Consider the following 20,995-nt stretch of genomic DNA (forward strand, 5'->3'; position numbering starts at 1 on the left):
GGTGCAGCAATGAAGAAGATACTGATGAGCCTCAGCAGCAGCTTGATCCTCGTTGCCTGCAGCACGGGCACGCCGCCGGGTGCGCCAGGCCCGCAAGCCCAGTCGGCAACCAATCTGGAAGTCTCTTCCGCGGGTATTTACAGCGGCACGTTCTCTACGCAGGCCCCCGTCACGCTGCTTTCGCTCTACGACGGGTCGGCCTATCTCTTCTATCAAAAGCCGGTGGCCGGCGTCATTGTCGTGATGCACGGCCAACAGACGCCAAACGGCCATTTCTCGGGCGGGTCCGCCACCGAGTACCGTTTTGCGCCGAACGCGGCAGCGTCACCCGTGCAGGTGCAGATCGATTTCTCGCGAGCGCCGAATGTGAGCGGAACGGTCGTCGCTTCCGAAAAGGGGGCGACGCCCATGACGTTCGACGCAACCGCGGAGCCGTCTCTGGGACAAGGACCGGGTCTCGGGGCGATTGCGGGCGAGTACAGCGGGCAGATGAGCTCGTTGCAGGGCAACGGTGCCGCGCAACTGCTGATCGCACGCGACGGATTGCTCGCAGGCACCACATCGGCAGGCTGCGAGTTTCGCGGCAGCGTGTCGCCCGATAGCGGTGTGAATGCCTACCGGGCCTCGTTCACGTTCGGCGCGGCGCCCTGTGCGGTCCCGAATGCCACGGTCACGGGGCGCGCGTTGCTCCAGGAAAACCGTCTGCTGATTGCATTGCCGAAGCCGGATCGCTCGGACGTCGTGGTGTTCGACGGCACCCGATGATCGTCCGCGCGTTGTGATGCGGTGTAGTAAAAAGCGAGCGTAAAAAAAGCCGCTGCTCTTACGAGCAGCGGCTTTTCTTTATAAGGTCAACGAACGACGTCCGCGAACTTCAGATCGCATCGTTGTCCTCAATGGCCGTTATTGGGTAGCCGGCGAAGCGACGCTCGGGGTGGCGAGCGTGTTGTGGCTTCCGTAAGAGCCGGCGCCCGGCGCCGGGCTGACGTTCATGCTCTTGTCCGCGGTCTTGTCCAGCGAACCGGCGGCCATGCCGCTATCCGAGCCGGTCGCGCCGGGGGTGCCGTAGCCGCTGTTGGCTGTCGTGGCAGCGGCGGCGGCGACCGGCGACTTGACGCTCGGGGTGGCCAGCGTGTTGTTCTGGGCATAAGCGCCGCCACACAGCGCGAGTGCGGCCGTAGCCGCGATGAGTGTTTTGAGTGCCTTCTCCATGTTTCGCTCCTTTATGACTGGGCTGGAATATCGACGCAGCCGATCGCCGCCTGCTTGACCATGAATTGAGCAATCAGCGCGGCCGGTGCCGATTCGCACTCGCCGCCGGCCGACTGCCCGATGCCAGGGACAGTGGAAAACATCAAAAGGGACAGATTTACTGAAGTATTTCCTACAGTATAGGTCAAGCCTCAAATGCCCGCTGGCGGGCACCCAGGTCTGTCGGAGGACGGTGTTGGCCCCGGGCTGGCTATGCCCGGCGCGGGTCGGGCGAGCTTTCACCGGCAGTCAGCCAAGGGGCTCAGGGAGCGTGGAATAACAAAGTCGGAAGACGTCGCCCATGAATCTGCCGACCCGCGTTAGGCGACTTGTAGACGGCGAGCCCGTTCGCGAATCGAAAGATCACCCGCACTGGAGGAATAGGCCAGGTGGATTCACTCGCGGCCCGGAATACCGTGACCGCCAGGCCATCACGTCCCGCGCGTTTTTCTTGTCTTCGTTACGCGGAACGTCTCTGCCCGATTCAGGGCGCCTTGATCGCGCGCACGGCCATGGCGCGCTCCCGCTGCGCATCGGCAACGAGGATCTTGAGCTTGTCGACCACAGCCGGGTCCGGTTTCTCGCGCAGCGAGGCAAGATCGGCGATCCCAAGCATGCTGCGCTGGACATCGTCGTAATAGCGCAGCTTCGCGTCGCGCCACGCGGCGGGCGGCGAGCCGGGCGGCAGCAGCGCGCCGGCCAGGCGCGTTTGCAGCGCATGCCACTCCGGCCAGATTTCGGTGCGAATCCGGGCCGCCAGTTCGGCGGGTTTCGCGGGCAGCCGGCCCGGTTCCAGGAAGCCGCGCAGGTCATTCACGGCGTGGTGTTCGTCGATGGCGTCCTGCTGTATCAAGGCCGCAAACGTTAGCTCCGTCCGCGCTTCAAAACCCGCGTTGACGCGCACGGCCTGCAGCCAGAGGGCCGCGCACGCGAAGACCGCGAGCCCGGTGGCGAGATAGAGCGCGTCGCGCGGGTCGCGTCCCCGCTGCTCGCGCTCGTCGAACGGCCGCGCCAGCACCCAGCCCAGCGCGAAGCCCGCGAGCAGGCCGCCCACGTGCGCGGCGTTGTCCACGCGCTGCTCGCGCAGGCCGTTGAAGAGCCCGTAGCCGACCACGGTCAGCGCCATCGCGAGCCGCTGGCGGTACACCGTGCGCGGCAGGCTCGACGGGTAATGCAGCACGTGGGCGAGCAGGGCGCCCAGCACGCCGAAGATCGCCCCCGAGGCACCGGCGCTGTCGAGCGTGGCGTGCCAGCACAGACTCGCGAGGCTCGCGACGATGCCCGCGCACAGGTAGAGCGCCGCGTATCGCGTGTGCCCATAGAGCCGTTCGACCACGCGGCCCGCCTGCGCCAGCACGACCATGTTGAAGAGCAGGTGCAGGAAGCTCCAGTGGATGAAGAGCGCCGTCGCGAGGCGCCACCACTGGCCGCCGAGCGTGTCCGGGCCGAAGTTCGAACCGAACGCAATGGCGGTGCGCGCGCCGGTGTTGGGAAAGCCGCCGCCCGCGGCGACCATGGCCGCGTACACCACGACGTTCAGCGCGACGAGCGCCCATGTCACGCCGGCGTGCCCGGCGCGCGCTTCGATGCCGTCGAGGTAGCGGTCGAGCGTGGCGGCTTCGGCGGCGAACGCGGGCGTGGTGAGGGCGGGCAGGCGCGCGGCCAGCGCGCGGGCTTCGGCGCGCGAGGCGGCGCGCAGCACGAGAGTCCAGGGTTCGCGCCCGGGCGGCGCGACGTCGAAGCCGATGATCCGTCCATCGACCACCACGTCGCGCACGTCGGCGCGCGCAAAACGCAGGTCGGTTTCGCGCACCCCGCCGAGCGGCCCGGTTTCGAGCGCGACGAGGTGGAGGTTGCCGCCGTCGAACAGCATCGCGCCGCGTGCCTTGAACGAGCGCGCGGCGCGGGCACGGGCTTCGCCGGCGCGGCGGTAGGCCCGGGTGCCGAGTGCGATTTCGAATCGTTCGGGAGGCGCGCCGGCGCGCTCCGTCGAGTGGGAAGCAGGCGGGAACGTCGGGGATTCCGGTTGATTCATGCACGCATTTCCGTGGATTGGGACGGGCGTCGTGATGCGGCGCAGCACGACGGTCTTGCGCTGTTCTGTCCCAATAACGGCAAATGGCATGCGGGGCTTGAGGGCGCCAGAAGGGCCCCCTCAAGCCCCGCCAGACCCCGGAAGAATCAAAGGCCGCGGTGGCCCGCCGTGAAAATGAGCCGCAGGCCCAGCGCGGCGATGGCGCCGGCGGCGACCCGGTCGATCCAGCGCCTGGCGCGCAGATAGAGGTCGCGCGGGCGCTGGCTCGAGAAGCAGAGCGCGACGACGGTGTACCAGCCCGTTTCGATGGCGAACACGAAGGGCGGCAGGACGAAGTAGCACCAGAGCGGCGGATGCTGGGGCAGGAGCGCCACGAAGATGCTGCCGTAGGCGATGGCGGTCTTCGGGTTGCTCAGCTGCGTGGTGAGGCCGACCCAGAACGATTTGGCCGGCCGGCTCGCGGCGCTTGCGGTGTTGCCCATCGTGACGGGCTGGCCCGCGCCGCGCCAGATGCGCGAAGCGATATAGAGCAGGTAGGCGCCGCCCGCGATCTTGAGGATGGCGTACAGCCACGCGACGGTGGCGAGCACGGTGTAGAGGCCGGCGAGCGCGACGCCCGCGAAGCAGATCGCGCCTGCACCCATGCCGAACGCGGTGGCCACGCCGTCGCGGCGCGACAGGCCGATGGCGTTGCGGGCGACCAGCACGAAGCTGGGTCCCGGGCTCATGGCGCCGAGCAGCAGGGCAACGAGGATACTGACGACGGCGGCGAAGGGCGACATGGCAGAGGCTCCCGGCGGGCACGAAACGCGTACGGTAGCACGGTGCGGCGGGGTGCGCGCACCGCCAACCGGCCGCGTATCGGACAAGCCCGCGTTCAGGCGGACTTGTTTGCGTCGCGTTCGCGCATCCAGTGCGCGAGCAAGAGCCGCGTCTGATCGCGCACGGTCTCTTTGATGAACTCGGTCCGCTCCGGGTCGATGTCGTCCCATTGAAGCATCGAAAGCGCCGAGCGTCGCGCGATGTGAAAAAGCAGGAACTGTCCGTAGAGGGTCAGGAGGCGCACGCCCGTGCGCGGGTCGTCGGCGCCGCAGCCCGTCATGCGCTCCAGCAGTTCCAGATTGATCCGGTTGAGCGGTTCGCGCACGCGCTCGCGCAGGACCAGCGAGCCGATCTCGGGCTCGCTGCCGCTTTGCTCGCGCGCGAAGAAGAGCCGCGCGTCCGGTTCGTGGTGCTTGATGAAGGTCCGGTTGGCCACGGCCATCTGGATGCCGATGAACGCTTCGACGAGCGCTGCGTCGCTGGCAACGCCCGCGAGCACCTCGCGCGCGTGCAGCACGGCCGGCTCCATCGTCTGCCACGACTCGTCGGCAATCCATTCCGCGCAGGCGCGGTAAAGCCCTTCCTTGTTCTCGAAGTAGTACTGCAGCGCCGGCGCGTTGACGCCCGCTTTCGCGGCGATCTCGCGCGTCGAGGCGCCTTCGAAGCCGTGCTGGCCGAACAGGCCGATCGCCGCTTCGACGATCTTGCGGCGGGTTTCTTCGCCGCGCGCATAGCCACCCGCCGAGGGGCGACGCGGCCGTTTGCTCTCGCTCATAGGTCTCCTTGCATCGCGTTCGGAAATATATCACTTGACACAAATCTTCCGGGTGGAATAATTCTTCCGGCTGGAATAAATTGAGATCGAGAACATGTCAACGACGGCAGGTGCACCGGGTAGCGCGGTGGCGGACAAAGACGCAACGTCCTCGCGCGGCGGGGCGAAGCGGATGTTTCTGGTGGGACTGGCATTGGTCGCGCTCGCGGCCGGTGCGGTGTGGCTCGGGCACTGGTGGCTCGTGGGGCGCTTCATCGAATCGACCGACGACGCCTATCTTCAGGCCGACAGTGTCACGATTGCCCCGAAGGTGAACGGTTACGTGACCGACGTGTACGTGGCCGACAATCAGACGGTGAAGGCGGGCGACCCGCTCGTGAAGCTCGACGCGCGGCAGTACCAGGTGTCGCTCGACCAGGCCGTGGCCACGGTGGATGCGCGCGAAGCCGACATCCAGCACGCCGAGGCGCAGATCGACCAGCAGCACGCGAACATTGCGCAGGCCGAGGCGCAGGAAGACGTGGCGCGCGTGAGCCTGCGCCATGCACGCGACGAGGTCGCGCGCTATACGCCGCTCGCCGCCACGGGTGCGGAAACCGCGGAGCGCCTCGCCGAACTCACGAGCACGCGCGACCAGGCCCAGGCGACGCTCGCGGCGGACGCCGCCGCCGTGGAGGCGGCGCGCTCGCAAACCTCGGCGCTCACCGCGCAGCTCGCGCAGGCGCGCGCGCAACTCGAGGCGGCGAAGGCGAACGCGGCCCAGGCCCAGCTCGATCTGGACAACACGGTGGTGAAGAGCGCGCTCGACGGCCGCGTGGGCGACCGCACGGTGCGCGTGGGCCAGTACGTGCAGCCGGGCACGCGCATGCTCACGGTCGTGCCGGTGCAAAGCACCTATCTGGAAGCGAACTTCAAGGAAACGCAGATCGGCCGCATGCGCGTGGGCCAGCCTGTCGAGCTGCATGTGGACGCGCTGCCGGGGCATACGCTGCACGGCGTGGTGGACAGCTTCTCGCCGGGCACGGGCGCGCAGTTCGCGCTGCTGCCGCCCGAGAACGCCACCGGCAACTTCACGAAGATCGTGCAGCGCGTGCCCGTGCGCATCCGCATCGATACCGGCCCGCAAACGCGTCATGTGCTGCTGCCGGGCATGTCGGTGACCGTGGACGTGGACACGCGCTCCGCCCGCGACGACGACCGCCGCATCGACGTCGAGAACCATCGTGGCTGATACCCCCGCTTCCGGCGCGTCGTCCGCCGCCGCGCACGGGCACGGCGAGCGCGCGAGCGCGGCCGACTGGATCGCCGTGGCCGCGGGCGCGCTCGGCGCGCTGATGGCCACGCTCGACATCTCGATCACGAACTCGGCGCTGCCGCAGATCCAGGGCGAGATCGGCGCGACGGGCACCGAGGGCACGTGGATCTCCACGGGCTACCTGATGTCCGAGATCGTGATGATTCCGCTCGCCGCATGGCTCACGCGCGTGTTCGGACTGCGAAATTTCCTGCTGGCGAACTCGGCGCTCTTCATCGGCTTTTCGATGATGTGCGGCTGGTCGCACACGCTGCCCGCGATGATCGCCGGGCGTATCGGCCAGGGGTTCACCGGCGGCGCGATGATTCCCACCGGGCAGACCATCATCCGCACGCGGCTGCCGCTCTCGCAGTTGCCGGTGGGCATGACGGTGTTCGGGCTGATCGTGCTGCTCGGTCCGCTGCTCGGGCCCGTGGTGGGCGGGTGGCTCGCCGAGAACATCAGCTGGAGCTGGTGCTTCTTCATCAACCTGCCCGTGTGCCTCGCGCTGATCACGCTGCTCGTGGTGGGGCTCGAGCCCGACCGGCCGCATTGGGACGCCTTTTTCAAGGCCGACTGGCTCGGCATCGTGGGTCTCGCCATCGGCCTCTCGTCGCTCACCGTCGTGCTCGAAGAAGGGCAGCGCGAGCGCTGGTTCGAGTCGAGCCTGATCGTGACGCTCACCTGGATCACGCTCGCGGGCATGGCGCTGATCGCGCTCTCGCAGTTCACGGCGAAAAAGCCCATCTTGCGCCTTTCGCTCATGCGCAACCTGCGTTACGCGAGCGTCATCGTCATCGTGTTCGCCGTGGGGGCTGGCCTGTACGGGATCTCCTACCTGCTGCCGCAGTTCCTGAGCCTCGTGGCGGGCTACAACGCGGAGCAGTCGGGCGCGATCATGCTGCTCTCGGGGCTGCCTGCGTTCCTCATGATGCCGATTCTGCCGCGCCTGCTCGGCAAGATGGATTTTCGCGTGCTGGTGGTGGGCGGCCTGCTGCTGTTCTCGTTCAGCTGCATGCTCGATATTTCGCTCACCGCGCAGAGCGTGGGCCACGATTTCGTCTGGTCGCAGCTCATCCGCGGCTGCGCCCAGGTGCTGGCGATGATGCCGCTCAATCAGGCTTCGATGGCGGCCGTCGCGCGCGAGGACTCGGGCGACGCCGCCGGGCTCTACAACATGGCGCGCAACCTGGGCGGGTCGGTGGGGCTGGCGATCATCGGCACGCTGATCGACCGGCGCGAGACTTTTCATACGGCCGTGCTGCGCGAGTCCCTCAGCGCGAATTCGCTGATCGGGCAGGAGCGCATCGCCTCCGGCGCCGCGAACTGGTTCGCGCAGACGGGCGACATGGCCTACGCGCAGATGCAGTCGCTCGGACAGATCGCGGCGCAGATCCAGCAGCAGTCGATGGTCATCACGTACTCCGAAACGTTCTGGGTGCTCGGCATCGCGCTTGCCGCCTGCATTCCGCTCGCGCTCCTGCTCAAGAAGCCCCAGCAGCCCCAGCCCGGCGCCAAGGCGCCGTCCGCCGGCCATTGACGTTCCCTTTTGCTCTCATGACGGCAATTCGTTTCTTCCGCTCCTCTCTGGTCCCGCTCACGGCGCTTGCAGCCGCTTGCGCGCTCGCGGCCTGCACCGTCGGCCCCGACTATCGCGGCGCGCCCGCCGTGGCGCCCGAAGCGGCCAGCGCCGCCTCCTTCGTGCGCACGCCCCCGAAGGGCATCGTGCCCACGCCGGCCCCGAGCGAGTGGTGGCTCGCGCTGAGCGACCCGCAACTCGACGCGCTGATCGACGCTGCCTTTGCGCACAATCCCGACCTGCGCGCCGCGCAGGCGCGCCTGCGCGAATCGCGCGCGCAGCTTGCGCAGCAACGCGCGGCGGAACTGCCGAAGGTCTCCGCATCCGCGGCGGCGGTGCGCATGCGCGAGCCGAATCTCGGCGCCTTCACCTCGTCGCAGACCCAGGGGGGCGATAGCGGCAGCAGCGCGGTTTCGAGCGGCGGCGGTCCGTTGCAGTTCTACACGGCGGGCTTCGACGCTTCGTGGGAAATCGACCTTTTCGGCGGCACGCGCCGCGCGATCGAGGCGGCGAGCGACGAGGCCGACGCAGTGAATGCCGATCTCGCCGATGCGCAGGTGTCGCTCGCGGCAGAAGTGGCGCAGGCCTATATCGACCTGCGCGACCAGCAGCAGCGCCTCGCCATCGCGCAGCACACCGCGCAATTGCAGCAGCAGATGCTCACGCTCACCGAGCAGCGCCGCGCCGGCGGCACGGCGGCGGATGTCGATGTCGAGCGGCTGACCACCCAGGTCGAGAACACGCGCTCGACGATCACGCCGCTCGCGGCCCAGGTGGAGATCTCGCTCGATCAACTGGCGGTGCTGACCGGCAAGGCGCCGGGCGCGCTCGACGCGGAGCTGGCGGCGCCGAAACCGCTGCCGGCCATGCCGGAGTCGGTACCGGTGAGCAACCCGACGACCCTGCTCGCGCAACGTCCCGATATCCGCGCGGCGGAGCGCCGGCTCGCGTCGAGCAATGCGCAGATCGGCGAGCATATTGCCGACTTCCTGCCCAAGCTCACGCTGTTCGGCGACCTGGGCTTCACGGCGGCCGACCCGGGCCACCTCATGCGCAAGAGCAACTTCAGCTGGGTGGGCGCGCCGTATCTGCAATGGAACGTGTTCGACTTCGGCCGCACGCTCGGTGCGGTGCACGGTGCCGAAGCCTCGCGCGACGAAGCCGAAGCGCGCTATGAAAAGGCCGTGCTTGCTGCACTGCAGGATGCCAATGCGTCGCTCTCGCGTTATGGCTATCAGCGCGAGCATCTCGTGACGCTGCAGAAGGTGCAGGAATCGGCGGAGCGCTCGGCCACGCTGATGCGCCAGCGTTATCGCGCGGGGGCGTCGAGCCTCGTCGATCTGCTCGACACGCAGCGCGCCGAGTTTCTCTCGCAACAGGACGTGATCTCGGGCCAGGCGGAACTGCTCAAGGACTTCGTTTCGTTGCAGAAGAGTCTTGGGCTCGGCTGGCAGCCTGCCAGCTGATATTGGCCCGAAACGGCCGCCTTAAAACCGCCTCCTCCTTCCCGGCGCCGCCGGATCCGCGCGAGCGGTGTTCCCTGCACGATGCTATATTTTTCGGCAGGGAGCATCCCGACACAAAGCCGGACACCGTGAAGCGCCGATCCGGCCACAGGACATCACGTCCACGGAGGAGGCATGAAGCTGAAGAAGGCCATAGACCGCATACCCGGCGGCCTGATGCTGGTGCCGTTGCTGCTGGGCGCCTGCGTGCATACGTTCGCGCCGGGCGCAGGCAAGTACTTCGGTTCGTTCACCAATGGATTGATCACCGGCACCGTGCCGATACTCGCGGTGTGGTTCTTCTGCATGGGCGCGACTATCGACCTGCGCGCGACCGGCACGGTCCTGCGCAAGTCGGGCACGCTGCTCCTCACGAAGATGGCGGTGGCGTGGATCGCGACGCTTCTCGCGGCGCGCTTCATTCCGGTCGATGGCGTCAAGGCCGGGCTCTTCGCGGGCCTTTCGGTGCTGGCCATCACGACCTCGATGGACATGACCAACGGCGGCCTCTACGCCGCCGTGATGCAGCAGTACGGCACCAAAGAGGAAGCGGGCGCCTTCGTGCTGATGTCGATCGAGTCGGGGCCGCTCGTGAGCATGATCATCCTCGGCGCGACCGGCGTGGCGTTCTTCGAGCCGCGGCTCTTCGCGGGGGCGGTGCTGCCGTTTCTGGTGGGCTTCGTGCTCGGCAATCTCGACCGCGATCTGCGCGACCTGTTCGGCCGCTGCGTGCATCCGCTGATTCCGTTCTTCGGCTTCGCGCTCGGCAACGGCATCGACCTCAACGTGATCGTGACGAGCGGCCTAGGCGGCGTCATGCTGGGTCTCGCCGTGATCGTCGTGACGGGCATTCCGCTCATCCTCGCCGATCGCCTGATTGCGGGCGGCAACGGCGCGGCGGGGCTTGCCGCCTCGTCCACGGCGGGTGCGGCGGTGGCGAACCCCGCGATCATCGGCGAGATGATTCCGCGCTTCAAGCCGCTCGTGCCGGCCGCCACAGCGATGGTGGCGACCTCCTGCCTCGTCACGGCCATTCTTGTGCCCATTCTCACCGCCCTCTGGGTGCGCCGCCGCGAGGCGCGCGACGCCTTGCTCCAGGAGTTCGCGGAGCCGCCGGTGCCGCCCGTGGCCGGCCGCGACGCCCACGTGTAGCGGCACACGCACGGCGTATCGGGTGACAGGGCGTGCGGCGGGCAGCTTTTAGCTGCGCGCTTCCCCGCGCGCCATGCTCGCGAACACGCTGTCACGCCGGATCCACGCGTGAAAGAGCGCAGCGGCGAGGTGCATCAGCACCACGGCGAAGAGTGCGAACGCGAGCCACGAGTGCGCCGCGCGCAGCGCCGCATAGAGCGCCACGTTGTGCGGGGCGATCGGCGGCAGATGCACGCTGCCGAACATCACCACGGGGTAGCCGCCGGCCGAGAGCATGGACCAGCCGATCAGCGGCATGGCCGCCATCAGCGCATAGAGCGCGAGGTGCGAGGCGTGAGCGCCCGCGCGCTGCCAGCCCGGCAGGTCGGCGGGCAGCGGCGGCGCGCCGCAGGTGAGGCGCAGCACCGCGCGCACGATCACGAGCACGAGGATCGCGATGCCGAGCGGGCGATGCAGCGCGAGCAGCGTGAGGTGCAGTCTCGATACCGTGGAGACCATGCCCACACCGACGAACAGCATGGCGATGATCAGGACTGCCATCGTCCAGTGCAAGAGGCGCGAGGGCGCGCTGAAATGGCGTCGGGGCGCGTTCATGGCTGGGTCTCTCCCTGCGATTGCGCGAATTTCGCGACTTCTCGCGTGCGGCGGTTGAAGGAAACGGCATAAGCGGCCGAGCGCGCGGCGAGCAGCGGGTCGTCGGAGGGGGCGAGGCCGGCCGGGAGAATGGTCGGGTCGAAGTTGACGTCGCGGCAGACGCCTTCGCTTTGCGGCGAGGCGCTTTGCAGGACCAGTGTGCCCGCATCGATCTGCGTGCGCTCGGCGGGCCATGCCGCGGTGGCGTCGTTGGTGGGGTCGCCCGGTTGCGCGACGGTGATCACGAGATGCCAGCGCAGCGGGCCTTGTGCGAGACGTGCATCGAGGTCGGTCGAGAGGAAGTTGGGCTGGGTCTTCTGATCCGGCGTTTGCGGTGTGTACGGCGTTTCCGGCACCGTCTGCCAGCGGATGGCCTGGCGCCGCCCGTTCGCGTCCGTCGCGACGAAGGCGTTGATGCTGTAAAAGCCGGTATTCGCGAAGCTCGACGAAGGCGGGTGCGCCTTCACCCATTGACGGAACGGCAGCGTTTCCGGATTCGCGCGATAGAACGCGTCGAGTTTCTCCGGATCCGGCTTGCCCGTGGCAGGGTCGGGTCGCGAGGCGACGAGTTGCTTGAAGAACTGCAACGGCGTCTGCACCGCGAAGACGGGCGTCGAATTCATGCCCGTGCGCCACTGTTCGCCGTCCTGCAACTGGAACAGCAGCGCCATGCTGCGCACGGGTACGCTGGCGTCGGGCGCCGAAGGATTGCTGCCGGGAATCGCGAAACGTCCGATCACGGGCGTGCGGCCTGGCGCGAACACGGCTGCGCGCGATACGCTGGCGCCGTTGCCGTTGCTCTCGAACCAGCCCTCCACGCACAGGCCCTTCGCATGATTGCGCCGGAAGCCGGGGTGGACGCCGTAGTTGGTTTCGAAGGTATTGATGATGTGGGGGGCGTTCACGCGGTGCGGCGTGAGCCAGCCCGCGGTCCACGCGAAGGTGGCCGCTGCGCCGCCCAGGATGGCGGCAATGGCCGCGAGGCGGCAGGGCAAGCAGATCGTCGCGCGGTTCATGGCCGGGCTCCATGCCGCCGCACGCGCAGCGGCGCGGGGTGCGGGGAGGCCGGGAAATCCGGTTCGGGTTGGGCGATGGGCATGGTGAGTCCTGTTGGCTCCAGTTGTGTCCGGTCGTATCCGGTCGAAGGCCGCGGTGGCTGATACTGGCGTCAACAGTGTGTTCCTGCGATCTATTCCATTCGCGCGGTCCGTATCGTCCGCGCGCGGCATGGCGCTTGCGGTCGAGGAGGGGTGGGGGCGTCGCAGCTAATGTGAATCAAGGCGCTTCGCCACCTTTCAACGGCTTTCGCCGGGCGAGCGTGCGGGCGCCCGGTTCGGTCAGGGAGAACCTTATGCTGAAGGGCGGTTGCTTATGCGGACAGATCCGCTACGAGATCGAGGGCGAACCCGAGGACTGCACGGTGTGCCATTGCGCCGATTGCCGGCATGCGTCGGGGGCGCCGTGTACGGCGTGGCTCAGCGTGCGGCTCAGCAGCTTCCGGTTCATCGTGGGGGTGCCGCGCGTGGTGGCGTCGAGCCCGGGAGTCGAGCGGTCGTTCTGCGGTGTGTGCGGAACGCCGCTGACCTACCGGCATGCGTCGTTCGAGAACGAAGTGGATGTGAGCGCGGGCAGTCTCGACGACCCCGAAGCGGTGTCGCCCGCGCATCACACGTGGACTTCCCAGAAACTCGGCTGGGTGGTGCTCGCGGATGGGTTGCCGCAGCATCCGCGGGCATGGCCGGAGCCTTGATGCGGTGACGAAGCCGGGAGCGCCCTTGCGGCGCTCCCGGCTCGCGCATCAACGATGCTCGGTGACGAACTTCGTGACCAGATACGCTTCCATCGCTTCGGTGCCGCCTTCGGAGCCGTAGCCCGAGTCCTTCACGCCGCCGAACGGCGTTTCGGGCAGCGCGAGGCCGTGGTGGTTGATCGACAGCATGCCCGCTTCGATGTCGTCCGAGAGCGCAGCGGAGGTCGCGCTCGAGCGCGTGTACGCATACGAGGCGAGGCCCCACGGCAGGCGGTTGGCTTCCTGGATGGCTTCTTCGTAGCTCGAGAAGCGCGAGACCGGGGCGAGCGGACCGAACGGCTCTTCGTTCAGGATGCGCGCCGAAAGCGGCACGTCGGTCAGCACGGTCGGTGCGAAGAAATAGCCTTCGCGGCCCACGCGTTCGCCGCCCGTCAGCACCTTCGCGCCGTGTTCGCGCGCGTCGGCCACGAGCCGTTCCATGGCGGCGAGGCGCCGGTCGTTCGCGAGCGGCCCCATTTGCACGCCTTCTTCGAGGCCGTTGCCCACTTTCACGCCGCGCAGGGTCGTGACGAAATGCTCGACGAATTCGTCGTAAGCCGAGTCTTCCACCATGAAGCGCGTGGGCGAGATGCAGACCTGGCCCGCATTGCGGATCTTCGCGAGGGCCAGCAGCTTCGCTGCGCGCGGCACGTCCGCATCGGCGAAGACGATGGCCGGGGCGTGGCCGCCCAGCTCCATCGTGACGCGCTTCATGTGCTCGCCGGCCTTCGCGGCCAGCAGCTTGCCCACCGGCGTCGAACCCGTGAACGAGATCTTGCGGATGGCCGGATGCGCGATCAGGTACGACGACACTTCGGCAGGCACGCCGAACACGAGGCTCAGCGCGCCGGCGGGCAGGCCCGCGTCGACGAACACCTGCACGAGCGCCGCGCAGCTCGCGGGCGTTTCCTCCGGTCCCTTGAGCACGACGGTACAGCCCGAGGCGAGCGCGGCCGAAACCTTGCGCACGGCCTGATTGAGCGGGAAGTTCCACGGCGTGAAGGCGGCGACCGGGCCCACGGGTTCGCGCGTGACGACCTGGCGGACCGCTTCGGCACGCGAGGGGATCACGCGGCCATAAGTGCGGCGGCCTTCTTCGGCGAACCAGTCGATGATGTCGGCGCCCGCGAGCGTTTCCACCTTCGCTTCGGCGAGCGGCTTGCCTTGCTCGCGCGTCATGATCGCGGCGATGTCGTCGGCGCGCTCGCGCAGCAGTTGCGCCGCGCGGCGCATGAGCTTGCTGCGCTCGTAGGGCGAGACCTTGCGCCATTCGCGGAATGCGCGCGCCGCCGCTTCGGCGGCGTCGGAGAGATCCTGCTCGCTGGCCACGGCGAGGCGCCCGATTTCGGCTTCGGTGGCCGGGTCGATCACGGGAATCGTTCTGGCACCGGCGCGCCAGGCGCCGTCGACATAGATCTGGGTATCCGGATAGGGCTTCACGCTGGACGTCATGGGGCGATCCTCTTCAACTTTGGGGAAAAGCGGCCGCGTGCGGGAGGGGCTGTCCTCCTGTCTGCACGCGGGCTGGAAGATTAGATCGTCCATTGTGCCACTGCTCGACGCGTGCTGCTGGCGGCGGGCAGGGCCTCTTCGGCCGGCGCCTTGCGGCACTCGCGGCCGAAGCCGCGCATACCGCAGAGCGGGACGGCAGAGCAGGACGGCACAGCGGGGCGAGCGCCCCGCGTGCCTTGCTGCCTTACTCAGCTCAACTGCGTGACGGGCGCCACGGCGGCCGGGTCGCTGATGCTCGGGCGGCCGTTTTCGATATGACCGGCGAAACGGCGCTGGAAGCTTGCGTCGTCGTTGCTGGTCACGGTCAGGTCGTACCAGTGATGGCTCGATGCGAGGATCCACGCTTCCTCGATCCGCGCGCCCGCCGGAACCGGCACGGAGCGCTCGCGCGCGCCGTAGGCGTTGTCGGTCACGTTCAGGTGAGCCACGCCGCCGCCCGTGTTCGCAAAGCGCAGGAACAGGTTGCCGTTGGCGATGTCGTAGTGCGCCGTGACTTCGGGCGCCGGCGTGCCGCCGTGATGACCGAAGGCGTCTTGCTGCGACGACTGCTGAGCCTGTGAGGCAGCCGTGGCCACCGTGCCCGTGAAGCGGCGCACGAAACCGTTCGGCCCATGCACCTCGAACGCATACGCGCCGTTCGTCGCGGTGAGGTCCCACGTATCGGAGAGCGACTTGCCCGCTTCCACCGTATAGCGCCATGGGCCGTCGCTGCGGTTCGCGGCGTACACGTAGAAGTGCGCACCCTGGCGGCCCGTGTTGGCGAAGGTGATTTCCAGCGTGTTCTGCGTGGCGTCCACCTTGCCGTTCACGTGCAGCTCGTAGGGCAGCGCGCGGGCGAAGCGCACGCCCGGCTCCTGCGGATCGATCGGGCCCGGCGTGGCGGGCACGGTCGGCGCCGGATTGGCCGAGCACTGGTTATTGGCCATCGTGATGTAGTTGCTCGTGTCGGGCAGCGCCGGCATGGTCGCGTCCGGCGTGCGGAAGTCGAATGCCGAAACGAGGTCGCCCGACACGGCGCGGCGCCATGCCGTGATGTTCGGCTCGTGCACGCCGAAACGCGTTTCGATGAAGCGGATCACCGAGGTGTGGTCGAACACCTGCGAGCACACGAAGCCGCCCTTGGTCCACGGCGAGACGACGGTCATCGGCACGCGCGGCCCGAGGCCGTAAGGCAGGCCGTCGGCCGTGTAGCTGCCGCCGCGGTAAGGGTTCACGACGTTGTGGATCTCGCCTTCCACGCTCACCGTCGACTTGCCCTGTGCGGCCGTCGTGGGCGGCTGCGGCGGCACGATATGGTCGAAGAAGCCATCGTTCTCGTCGTACATGATGAAGAGCACCGTCTTGCTCCACACCTCGGGGTTCGACGTGAGCGCGTCGAGAATCTGCGAGGTGTACTCGGCGCCATAGGCCGGCGTGTACTTCGGGTGCTCCGAGTACGCGGCGGGCGGCAGCAGCCATGAGACCTGCGGCAGGTTGTTCGCGAGCACGTCGTTCTTCAGGTCCGCGATCGTGCGCACGGTTTGCGCGCGCTGATAGAGCGCCGAGCCCGGCTGCGCGTTGATGAAGTTCACGAAGTTCTGCAGGATGTTCGTGCCGTAGTTGCCGTTCAGCGGATCGTTGCCGTTGGTGCCCTGCTGATAGATCTGCCACGAGATGCCGGCGGCCTGCAGGCGCTCGGGATAGGTCGTCCACGAGAGCAGCTGGTAGGCGGGCGGCACGTCGCCGTCCACGTAGTCGTTGTTGTCGAGCAGCGGGCCGCCCATCGTGCCGCTCGGATCGACCATGCCCGTCATCAGATAGGCGCGGTTCGGGTGGGTGGGGCCGGCCAGCGAGCAGAAGTACTGGTCGCAGACGGTGAACGCATCGGCCAGCGCGTAGTGGAACGGAATGTCCGCGCGCAGGTAGTAGCCCATCGTCATGTCGGTCTTGTACTGCGGCCACTGGTTGTAGAGGCCGTTGTTGATCGCGTAGTGCGTGGGGTACCAGTTGTGGTCCAGGTCGCCCACGCATTGCGCGCTCGTGGTCTGCGTGTTGAGGTGGAACGGCAGCACGGGCTGCGCCGCGTTTTCCTTCGAAGGCTGATACCAGACCGGCCGGCCGCCGGGCAGCGGGATCGGCAGGCGGTCGTTATAGCCGCGCACGCCGCGCAGGTGCCCGAAGTAATGGTCAAACGAACGGTTCTCCTGCATGAACACGACGATATGCTCCACGTCGCGGATCGAGCCGGTGCGCGAGAAGGCCGGAATGGCGAGCGCGTTGCGGATCGACTCGGGAAACACGGTCATCGCGGCGGCGGCAGCGCCCGACTGCGCGACAGTCTGCAGGAAACGGCGACGGCTGGTTGACGTCATTGTTAATCACCTTTCTGCTTGTGCTTGCTTGGGGGATGAAGGTGTGTGCATACGCACACTACGATACGACGGGATTACTGGCTTGTCGTTGCGGTACGGCGGGAATCGTTGCCGGGGTTGCCGGAGTTACCGGGATCGTCGGCGTCGCCGGGGGCGTAGCTGAGGACCGGCGTGACCTGCTGGCTGTCGGCGGCGAGGCTCGCCTGTGCGCTTTGCACGGGGCCGGCGGCGGGCGGGGTCGCGTCGTCGTACGCCGCCGTGCCGTTCGCGATGCCGTTTGCGCCGTTGCCGGCTTGCGCCGACGCCCAGGCCGTTTGCGGCAGCGGCGCGGCGCTCGTGGGCGCGGCGTTGGCCGGCGCGGGTGTCTGGACCGAGGCGACGGAACCGCCGGCATCGGACCCAGCGTCGGACCCGGCATCGGGGCCGCACGCGGCAAGGGAAATCGTTGCGAGAACAACGGCAAACGCAAGGGCATACGCGCTCGCCTGCGAGGCGGCGCGGGGGCGTATTCTCATGTGTGCGTCCATTCTGATGGATGGGTCGCGCACAGTTTCCTTGCTGACGAAGAAAGAATTATGAAACGCAGGAAAACGTTTGCGAGAGACAGATATTGCTTTGCAAACGTTTCTGACGGCATTCAGGACGGCTTGCACGGCAAGTCCGTGGAATAAGGCGCCGTCGATGCACTGCGCATCCAGCCGCTCTTGTGACGCGAGCGCCGCACACGGTACGATGTCGCCGCGACGCGCGCGCTGCGCCGTCTTTTTGCCATCAAGTCAAGAGGAGACACCGTGCTGAAAAATCTCGATCCGCTGCTCAACGCCGACGTACTGCACGCACTGGCATCGATGGGGCACGGCGACGAAGTCGTGATCTGCGACGCCAATTTCCCCGCCGACTCGGTCGCGCGCGCCACCGTGACCGGCCGCCTGCTGCGTCTGGACGGCGTGGATGCGCCGCGTGCGATCCGCGCGGTGCTCTCGGTCATGCCGCTCGACAGCTTTGTCGACGACCCGGCGCTGCGCATGGAGGTGGTGGGCGACCCGCATGCGTTGCCCGCTGTGCAGCGCGAGGCACAGCACGAGGTCAACGCAGGCGAGGGCCGCGAGGTGCCGTTCGCGCCGCTCGAACGCTTCGCGTTCTACGAGCGTGCGAAGCGGGCGTACTGCGTGATTGCCACGGGCGAGCCGCGCGGCTACGGCTGTTTCGTCTTCAAGAAGGGCGTGCTGCTGGCGGCCGACGAACCGCGCGCGTAAGTGGCAAATGCGGCACATGCGGCACATGTGGCGTGCGCGGCCCGCCGCACGCGGGTCGCGTGCGGCGTCAGCGCGGGTCGAGCGCGTGCATGAGCACGTCGGTCGCGCGATGCGGTTGCGGCACCTGGTCGATCAGGAACGCTTCGCCCGTGGCGTGCTCCGTGCGCAGCGGCAGGATGGCCTGATAGGCGGGCGAGCGATACCACTCGCGTGCGCGTTCGCGGTCGTCGAACTCGATCACGATCAGGTCGCCCCGGAACGCGCCTTCGATGTGCTCGACGGGGCCGCCGTGGACCAGAAAGCGGCCGCCGTAGGGCGCGAGTGTGGCGTCGATCTTCTCCAGATACTCGACGATGGCGGGGCACATTTCGACGTCACGCAGATGGGCGATGGCATAGGCGGTCATGGCTTCGTTCCTCGTTGGCTGACTACGGCACACAACGGTGTGCAGGCAGGAACGAGGATAGGGCGGCGCGCACGGAGGATCGATTACCTCGGAGGTCAAGCTGCCGGGTTTTCGGCAATGCGCAGTGCGCGAGGCGTGCGGAGTAAAATGCCTCGCATCGAAGTCTCGACTGAATTTTCACCCGAATTTCCACTTGCCAGCCGCGCTTGCCGATCCGATGAAACCCGCCCCGACCGAAGAACGTAAGCGCAAGCGCCCGCCCACCTGGGTTCTGAATACCCTCACGGCGCTGGTGGGGGTGGCCACGCTGGGCGCCGGCATCGGCTGGCTCGTTTATAGCTGGGTCGTCGATCTGGAGATTCCGTACTTCGCCATCCCGCTCATTCTCTGCGTGCCCGTGATCGCGGCCGTGGCGTTCCGCAATCTCTGGGACTGAGCGCGCGCCCGTTTTTTCCTCACGCGGCGAAATGCAGTTCGCACGCTTGCCGCACCCGTTCCACTACCTCCGGCCAGGCTTCGTCCAGCCGCCGCCTGAAGAGCCGCACCGTGCCCGGATACCACGGCGAGTCGTCGCGGCCGTGCAGCCAGCGCCAGTCCACGTCGTAACCCGGCAGCAGCACCCAGCAGGGCTTGCCGAGCGAAGCGGCCAGATGGGCCGTCGAGGTATCGACGCAGATCACGAGGTCGAGTTGCGAGACCACCGCGGCCGTATCGGCGAAGTCGTCGAGTTCGGGGCCGAGCGGCACGATGGGCAGGTGCGGCAGACCGGCGTCGAGCGCCTCGTCTTCGCCCGCGCCCTTTTGCAGGCTCACGAACTGTGCGCCCGGCACCTGCCAGAGCGGCGCGAGCGTGCGCAGCGAGGGCAGCGAGCGGTGCAGGTCGTTTTTATGTTTGGGGTTGCCTTTCCACACGAGACCCACGCGCGGACCGGGGCCGAGATCGGCGAGGCGCCCGCGCCAGCGCCCGACCCGCGCGGCATCGGGCGTGAAGCGCATGGGCGGCGGAATCGTATCGAGCGTCGTGCCGAGGTGCAGCGGCGCGCTGATCGCGCTGATCCACCCGTCGAAGTTTTCCGCCTGCGCCGCCGCTTCGAAGTGGGTGAGCACGGTATCCACGCCCTCGACATTCGCGAAAATCGGCACGAGCGGCGTGCCGCAGGCCAGTACGATGCGCGCTGCGCCCCGAGCCTTCAAAAGTCCCAGAAAGCGGCCGAACTGCAGCATGTCGCCCAGGCCGTCTTCCTGCCACACGAGCAGGGACCGCCCCTGCAGCGCTTCGCCTTGCCACTTCGGACACTTGAGCAGCGCCTGCGTCGCGTGATGCACGAAGCCCGGCATTTCGTAGCGGCATTCGTAACGCGCCCAGCCTTCTTCGAATCGTCCCATCGTAAGGAGCAGCGTGGCGAGGCGGAACTGCGCGTCGCCGTAGCCCGGGCGCAGTTCGAGCGCGCGCCGGTAGCAGGCTTCCGCTTCGTCCAGATCGCCCAGTTCCTTCATGATGCTGCCGATGCTGTAGTGCGCCTCGGCCATGTCGGGCCGCACGGCGAGCGCGGCGCGAAACGCCGCCAGCGCTTCGGGCAGGCGCAACTGGTCGAGCAGCACGCAACCGAGGTTGTTGAGCGCTTCGATGCGGGCGGGCGCAAGCTGGAGCGCCGTGCGGAAGGCCGCCTCGGAATCGGTCAGGAGGCCGCGCGCGTGCAGCACGCAGCCGAGGTTGTAATGCGCGTCGGCATAGTCGGGGCGCAGAGCCAGAGCCTCGCGGTAAGCGGCTTCGGCTTCCACGAGCCGCCCGAGATCGGAGAGCACGCAGCCGAGGTTGTTGTGCGCTTCGAGGTAGTCCGGCTGCACGGCGAGCGCGAGACGGCAGGCGAGTTCGGCTTCGGTGGAGCGGCCGAGCGCTCTTTGCAGCGCGCCGAGGTTGTTGAGCGCTTCGGGGTAGCGCGGCTGCGCGCGCACGGCTTCGCTATAGGCCAGTTCGGCTTCCACGAGCCGGCCGCTTTCGCGCAGCAGGTTGCCCAGACCGTTGTGAGTGCGCGCGTGTTGCGGCTGTACCGCGAGCGCCGCGCGGTATGCCGCTTCGGCTTCGTCGCTCCGCTTCGCCTCATGGAGCACCGCGCCGAGGTTGCAGAGCGCCTCCACGTGGCCCGGCTCGCGCGCGAGGGCGCGGCGGCACGCGGCTTCGGCCTCGTCGAGGCGGCCGAGCCGATGCAGCACCACGCCGTGCTGGCTATGCACCTCGGTGCGCTCGGGGGCGAGGCGGGCGAGGTGTGCGTAGATCGCCTGCGCTTCGGCGAGCTGCCCGCGCGCGGCAAGCAGCGCGCCCAGGCCCAGGTAGGGCTCGGTGAATGCCGGCCGTGCATGGATGCAGCGCACCCACAGCGACTGCGCGGCGTCGGGCTGGCCTATGCTCACTGCGCAGGCCGCCGCGAGATTGAGCACGTCGATGCGGTTTGCGTCTTCGGTCGCGGCCTCGTGGCCGGCGAGCGGCACGAGTAGCGCGAGCGCTTCGGCAAAGCGCTGGCTCGCGGCAAGCGTGGCGGCTTCGCGCAGGATGTCGGCGGCGGTGGGTGCGGCGGTCGTCGTGGCGGTCACAGTGGACGGTTGGGGGCTAGGTGACGTTGGCGCGGAGAAAACGA

General features: G+C 67.9%; 20 protein-coding genes. 8 read left to right on the plus strand and 12 right to left on the minus strand.

Annotated elements, in window-relative coordinates; all coding sequences use genetic code 11:
* Positions 1–9: 9 nt before the first annotated feature.
* Entirely contained in the window at positions 10–765 is a 756-nt protein-coding gene (locus U5760_RS11860; protein WP_322011948.1) for a hypothetical protein, read from the plus strand.
* A gap of 138 nt (positions 766–903) precedes the next feature.
* On the opposite strand, the gene U5760_RS11865 is transcribed toward U5760_RS11860, so the two are convergent.
* The 5 genes from U5760_RS11865 to U5760_RS11885 all read right to left on the minus strand — a co-directional run bounded on the left by U5760_RS11865 (position 904) and on the right by U5760_RS11885 (position 4,883).
* Positions 904–1,212: a hypothetical protein gene (locus U5760_RS11865; protein WP_322011950.1), complete on the minus strand. Its 309-nt coding sequence runs from the start codon at positions 1,210–1,212 to the stop codon at positions 904–906.
* Positions 1,213–1,223: 11 nt separating this feature from the next.
* Positions 1,224–1,400: a hypothetical protein gene (locus U5760_RS11870; protein WP_322011953.1), complete on the minus strand. Its 177-nt coding sequence runs from the start codon at positions 1,398–1,400 to the stop codon at positions 1,224–1,226.
* Between the two features lie 335 nt (positions 1,401–1,735).
* On the minus strand, positions 1,736–3,286 hold the full coding sequence (locus U5760_RS11875) for a rhomboid family intramembrane serine protease (RefSeq protein ID WP_322011954.1): 1,551 nt from the start codon (positions 3,284–3,286) through the stop codon (positions 1,736–1,738).
* A gap of 146 nt (positions 3,287–3,432) precedes the next feature.
* A complete protein-coding gene (locus tag U5760_RS11880) occupies positions 3,433–4,068 on the minus strand; it encodes a LysE family translocator (protein WP_322011956.1) in 636 nt (211 codons plus the stop codon).
* 95 nt (positions 4,069–4,163) lie between these two features.
* The gene (locus U5760_RS11885; RefSeq protein ID WP_322011957.1) at positions 4,164–4,883 is read right to left on the minus strand and encodes a CerR family C-terminal domain-containing protein; all 720 of its coding nucleotides are present in this window, start codon (positions 4,881–4,883) and stop codon (positions 4,164–4,166) included.
* Positions 4,884–4,977: 94 nt separating this feature from the next.
* Between U5760_RS11885 and U5760_RS11890 the strand changes: the two genes are divergently transcribed.
* From U5760_RS11890 to kdgT, 4 genes are all read left to right on the plus strand, one after another.
* Positions 4,978–6,114, plus strand: coding sequence for an HlyD family secretion protein (locus tag U5760_RS11890; RefSeq protein ID WP_322011958.1), 1,137 nt, complete (start codon positions 4,978–4,980; stop codon positions 6,112–6,114).
* Positions 6,107–7,717: an MDR family MFS transporter gene (locus tag U5760_RS11895; RefSeq protein ID WP_415914085.1), complete on the plus strand. Its 1,611-nt coding sequence runs from the start codon at positions 6,107–6,109 to the stop codon at positions 7,715–7,717. The genes U5760_RS11890 and U5760_RS11895 overlap by 8 nt, the downstream gene beginning before the upstream one ends.
* Positions 7,718–7,734: 17 nt before the next feature.
* A complete protein-coding gene (locus U5760_RS11900) occupies positions 7,735–9,222 on the plus strand; it encodes an efflux transporter outer membrane subunit (protein WP_322011959.1) in 1,488 nt (495 codons plus the stop codon).
* Between the two features lie 174 nt (positions 9,223–9,396).
* Positions 9,397–10,413, plus strand: coding sequence for a 2-keto-3-deoxygluconate transporter (gene kdgT / locus U5760_RS11905; RefSeq protein ID WP_322011960.1), 1,017 nt, complete (start codon positions 9,397–9,399; stop codon positions 10,411–10,413).
* A 48-nt stretch (positions 10,414–10,461) separates the two neighbouring features.
* Here the strand turns inward: kdgT and U5760_RS11910 are convergent, their stop codons facing one another.
* The gene (locus U5760_RS11910; RefSeq protein ID WP_322011961.1) at positions 10,462–11,007 is read right to left on the minus strand and encodes a cytochrome b; all 546 of its coding nucleotides are present in this window, start codon (positions 11,005–11,007) and stop codon (positions 10,462–10,464) included.
* Positions 11,004–12,062, minus strand: coding sequence for a catalase family peroxidase (locus U5760_RS11915; RefSeq protein ID WP_322011963.1), 1,059 nt, complete (start codon positions 12,060–12,062; stop codon positions 11,004–11,006). The genes U5760_RS11910 and U5760_RS11915 overlap by 4 nt, the downstream gene beginning before the upstream one ends.
* 335 nt (positions 12,063–12,397) lie before the next feature.
* Here U5760_RS11915 and U5760_RS11920 point away from each other — a divergent pair, with 335 nt between their 5' ends.
* On the plus strand, positions 12,398–12,796 hold the full coding sequence (locus tag U5760_RS11920) for a GFA family protein (RefSeq protein ID WP_322011965.1): 399 nt from the start codon (positions 12,398–12,400) through the stop codon (positions 12,794–12,796).
* Between the two features lie 48 nt (positions 12,797–12,844).
* Here U5760_RS11920 and U5760_RS11925 read toward each other — a convergent pair whose 3' ends face one another.
* The 3 genes from U5760_RS11925 to U5760_RS11935 all read right to left on the minus strand — a co-directional run bounded on the left by U5760_RS11925 (position 12,845) and on the right by U5760_RS11935 (position 17,213).
* Positions 12,845–14,287, minus strand: a complete 1,443-nt coding sequence (locus tag U5760_RS11925; RefSeq protein WP_322011967.1) for an NAD-dependent succinate-semialdehyde dehydrogenase — start codon at positions 14,285–14,287, stop codon at positions 12,845–12,847.
* Positions 14,288–14,535: 248 nt separating this feature from the next.
* Positions 14,536–16,698 (minus strand): phosphocholine-specific phospholipase C, encoded by a 2,163-nt coding sequence (locus U5760_RS11930; protein ID WP_322011969.1) that lies wholly within the window; start codon positions 16,696–16,698, stop codon positions 14,536–14,538.
* Positions 16,699–16,772: 74 nt separating this feature from the next.
* Positions 16,773–17,213 (minus strand): hypothetical protein, encoded by a 441-nt coding sequence (locus U5760_RS11935; RefSeq protein ID WP_322011971.1) that lies wholly within the window; start codon positions 17,211–17,213, stop codon positions 16,773–16,775.
* 276 nt (positions 17,214–17,489) lie between these two features.
* Between U5760_RS11935 and U5760_RS11940 the strand changes: the two genes are divergently transcribed.
* Positions 17,490–17,954 (plus strand): RbsD/FucU family protein, encoded by a 465-nt coding sequence (locus U5760_RS11940; RefSeq protein ID WP_322011973.1) that lies wholly within the window; start codon positions 17,490–17,492, stop codon positions 17,952–17,954.
* A gap of 67 nt (positions 17,955–18,021) precedes the next feature.
* Here U5760_RS11940 and U5760_RS11945 read toward each other — a convergent pair whose 3' ends face one another.
* The gene (locus U5760_RS11945) at positions 18,022–18,360 is read right to left on the minus strand and encodes a DUF1330 domain-containing protein (RefSeq protein ID WP_322011976.1); all 339 of its coding nucleotides are present in this window, start codon (positions 18,358–18,360) and stop codon (positions 18,022–18,024) included.
* 217 nt (positions 18,361–18,577) lie between these two features.
* On the opposite strand from U5760_RS11945, the gene U5760_RS11950 reads away from it, so the two are divergent.
* Positions 18,578–18,796 carry a hypothetical protein gene (locus tag U5760_RS11950; RefSeq protein WP_028225197.1) on the plus strand — a complete coding sequence of 73 codons (219 nt, stop codon included), beginning with the start codon at positions 18,578–18,580 and terminating at the stop codon, positions 18,794–18,796.
* 19 nt (positions 18,797–18,815) lie between these two features.
* Here U5760_RS11950 and U5760_RS11955 read toward each other — a convergent pair whose 3' ends face one another.
* Complete coding sequence (locus tag U5760_RS11955) at positions 18,816–20,951, minus strand: tetratricopeptide repeat protein (protein WP_322011977.1); 2,136 nt, start codon at positions 20,949–20,951, stop codon at positions 18,816–18,818.
* Between the last annotated feature and the right edge of the window lie 44 nt (positions 20,952–20,995).

This window comes from Paraburkholderia sp. J12 (assembly GCF_905220215.1).
GTDB lineage: Bacteria > Pseudomonadota > Gammaproteobacteria > Burkholderiales > Burkholderiaceae > Paraburkholderia.

Excerpts from the sequence above, each read along its gene's own strand:
- U5760_RS11860 (WP_322011948.1), top strand. The coding sequence starts at position 10 with ATGAAGAAGATACTGATGAGCCTCAGCAGCAGCTTGATCCTCGTTGCC.
- U5760_RS11865 (WP_322011950.1), bottom strand. The coding sequence starts at position 1,212 with ATGGAGAAGGCACTCAAAACACTCATCGCGGCTACGGCCGCACTCGCG.
- U5760_RS11875 (WP_322011954.1), bottom strand. The coding sequence starts at position 3,286 with ATGAATCAACCGGAATCCCCGACGTTCCCGCCTGCTTCCCACTCGACG.
- U5760_RS11880 (WP_322011956.1), bottom strand. The coding sequence starts at position 4,068 with ATGTCGCCCTTCGCCGCCGTCGTCAGTATCCTCGTTGCCCTGCTGCTC.
- U5760_RS11885 (WP_322011957.1), bottom strand. The coding sequence starts at position 4,883 with ATGAGCGAGAGCAAACGGCCGCGTCGCCCCTCGGCGGGTGGCTATGCG.
- U5760_RS11890 (WP_322011958.1), top strand. The coding sequence starts at position 4,978 with ATGTCAACGACGGCAGGTGCACCGGGTAGCGCGGTGGCGGACAAAGAC.
- U5760_RS11900 (WP_322011959.1), top strand. The coding sequence starts at position 7,735 with ATGACGGCAATTCGTTTCTTCCGCTCCTCTCTGGTCCCGCTCACGGCG.
- kdgT (WP_322011960.1), top strand. The coding sequence starts at position 9,397 with ATGAAGCTGAAGAAGGCCATAGACCGCATACCCGGCGGCCTGATGCTG.
- U5760_RS11910 (WP_322011961.1), bottom strand. The coding sequence starts at position 11,007 with ATGAACGCGCCCCGACGCCATTTCAGCGCGCCCTCGCGCCTCTTGCAC.
- U5760_RS11915 (WP_322011963.1), bottom strand. The coding sequence starts at position 12,062 with ATGAACCGCGCGACGATCTGCTTGCCCTGCCGCCTCGCGGCCATTGCC.
- U5760_RS11920 (WP_322011965.1), top strand. The coding sequence starts at position 12,398 with ATGCTGAAGGGCGGTTGCTTATGCGGACAGATCCGCTACGAGATCGAG.
- U5760_RS11925 (WP_322011967.1), bottom strand. The coding sequence starts at position 14,287 with ATGACGTCCAGCGTGAAGCCCTATCCGGATACCCAGATCTATGTCGAC.
- U5760_RS11930 (WP_322011969.1), bottom strand. The coding sequence starts at position 16,698 with ATGACGTCAACCAGCCGTCGCCGTTTCCTGCAGACTGTCGCGCAGTCG.
- U5760_RS11935 (WP_322011971.1), bottom strand. The coding sequence starts at position 17,213 with ATGAGAATACGCCCCCGCGCCGCCTCGCAGGCGAGCGCGTATGCCCTT.
- U5760_RS11945 (WP_322011976.1), bottom strand. The coding sequence starts at position 18,360 with ATGACCGCCTATGCCATCGCCCATCTGCGTGACGTCGAAATGTGCCCC.
- U5760_RS11950 (WP_028225197.1), top strand. The coding sequence starts at position 18,578 with ATGAAACCCGCCCCGACCGAAGAACGTAAGCGCAAGCGCCCGCCCACC.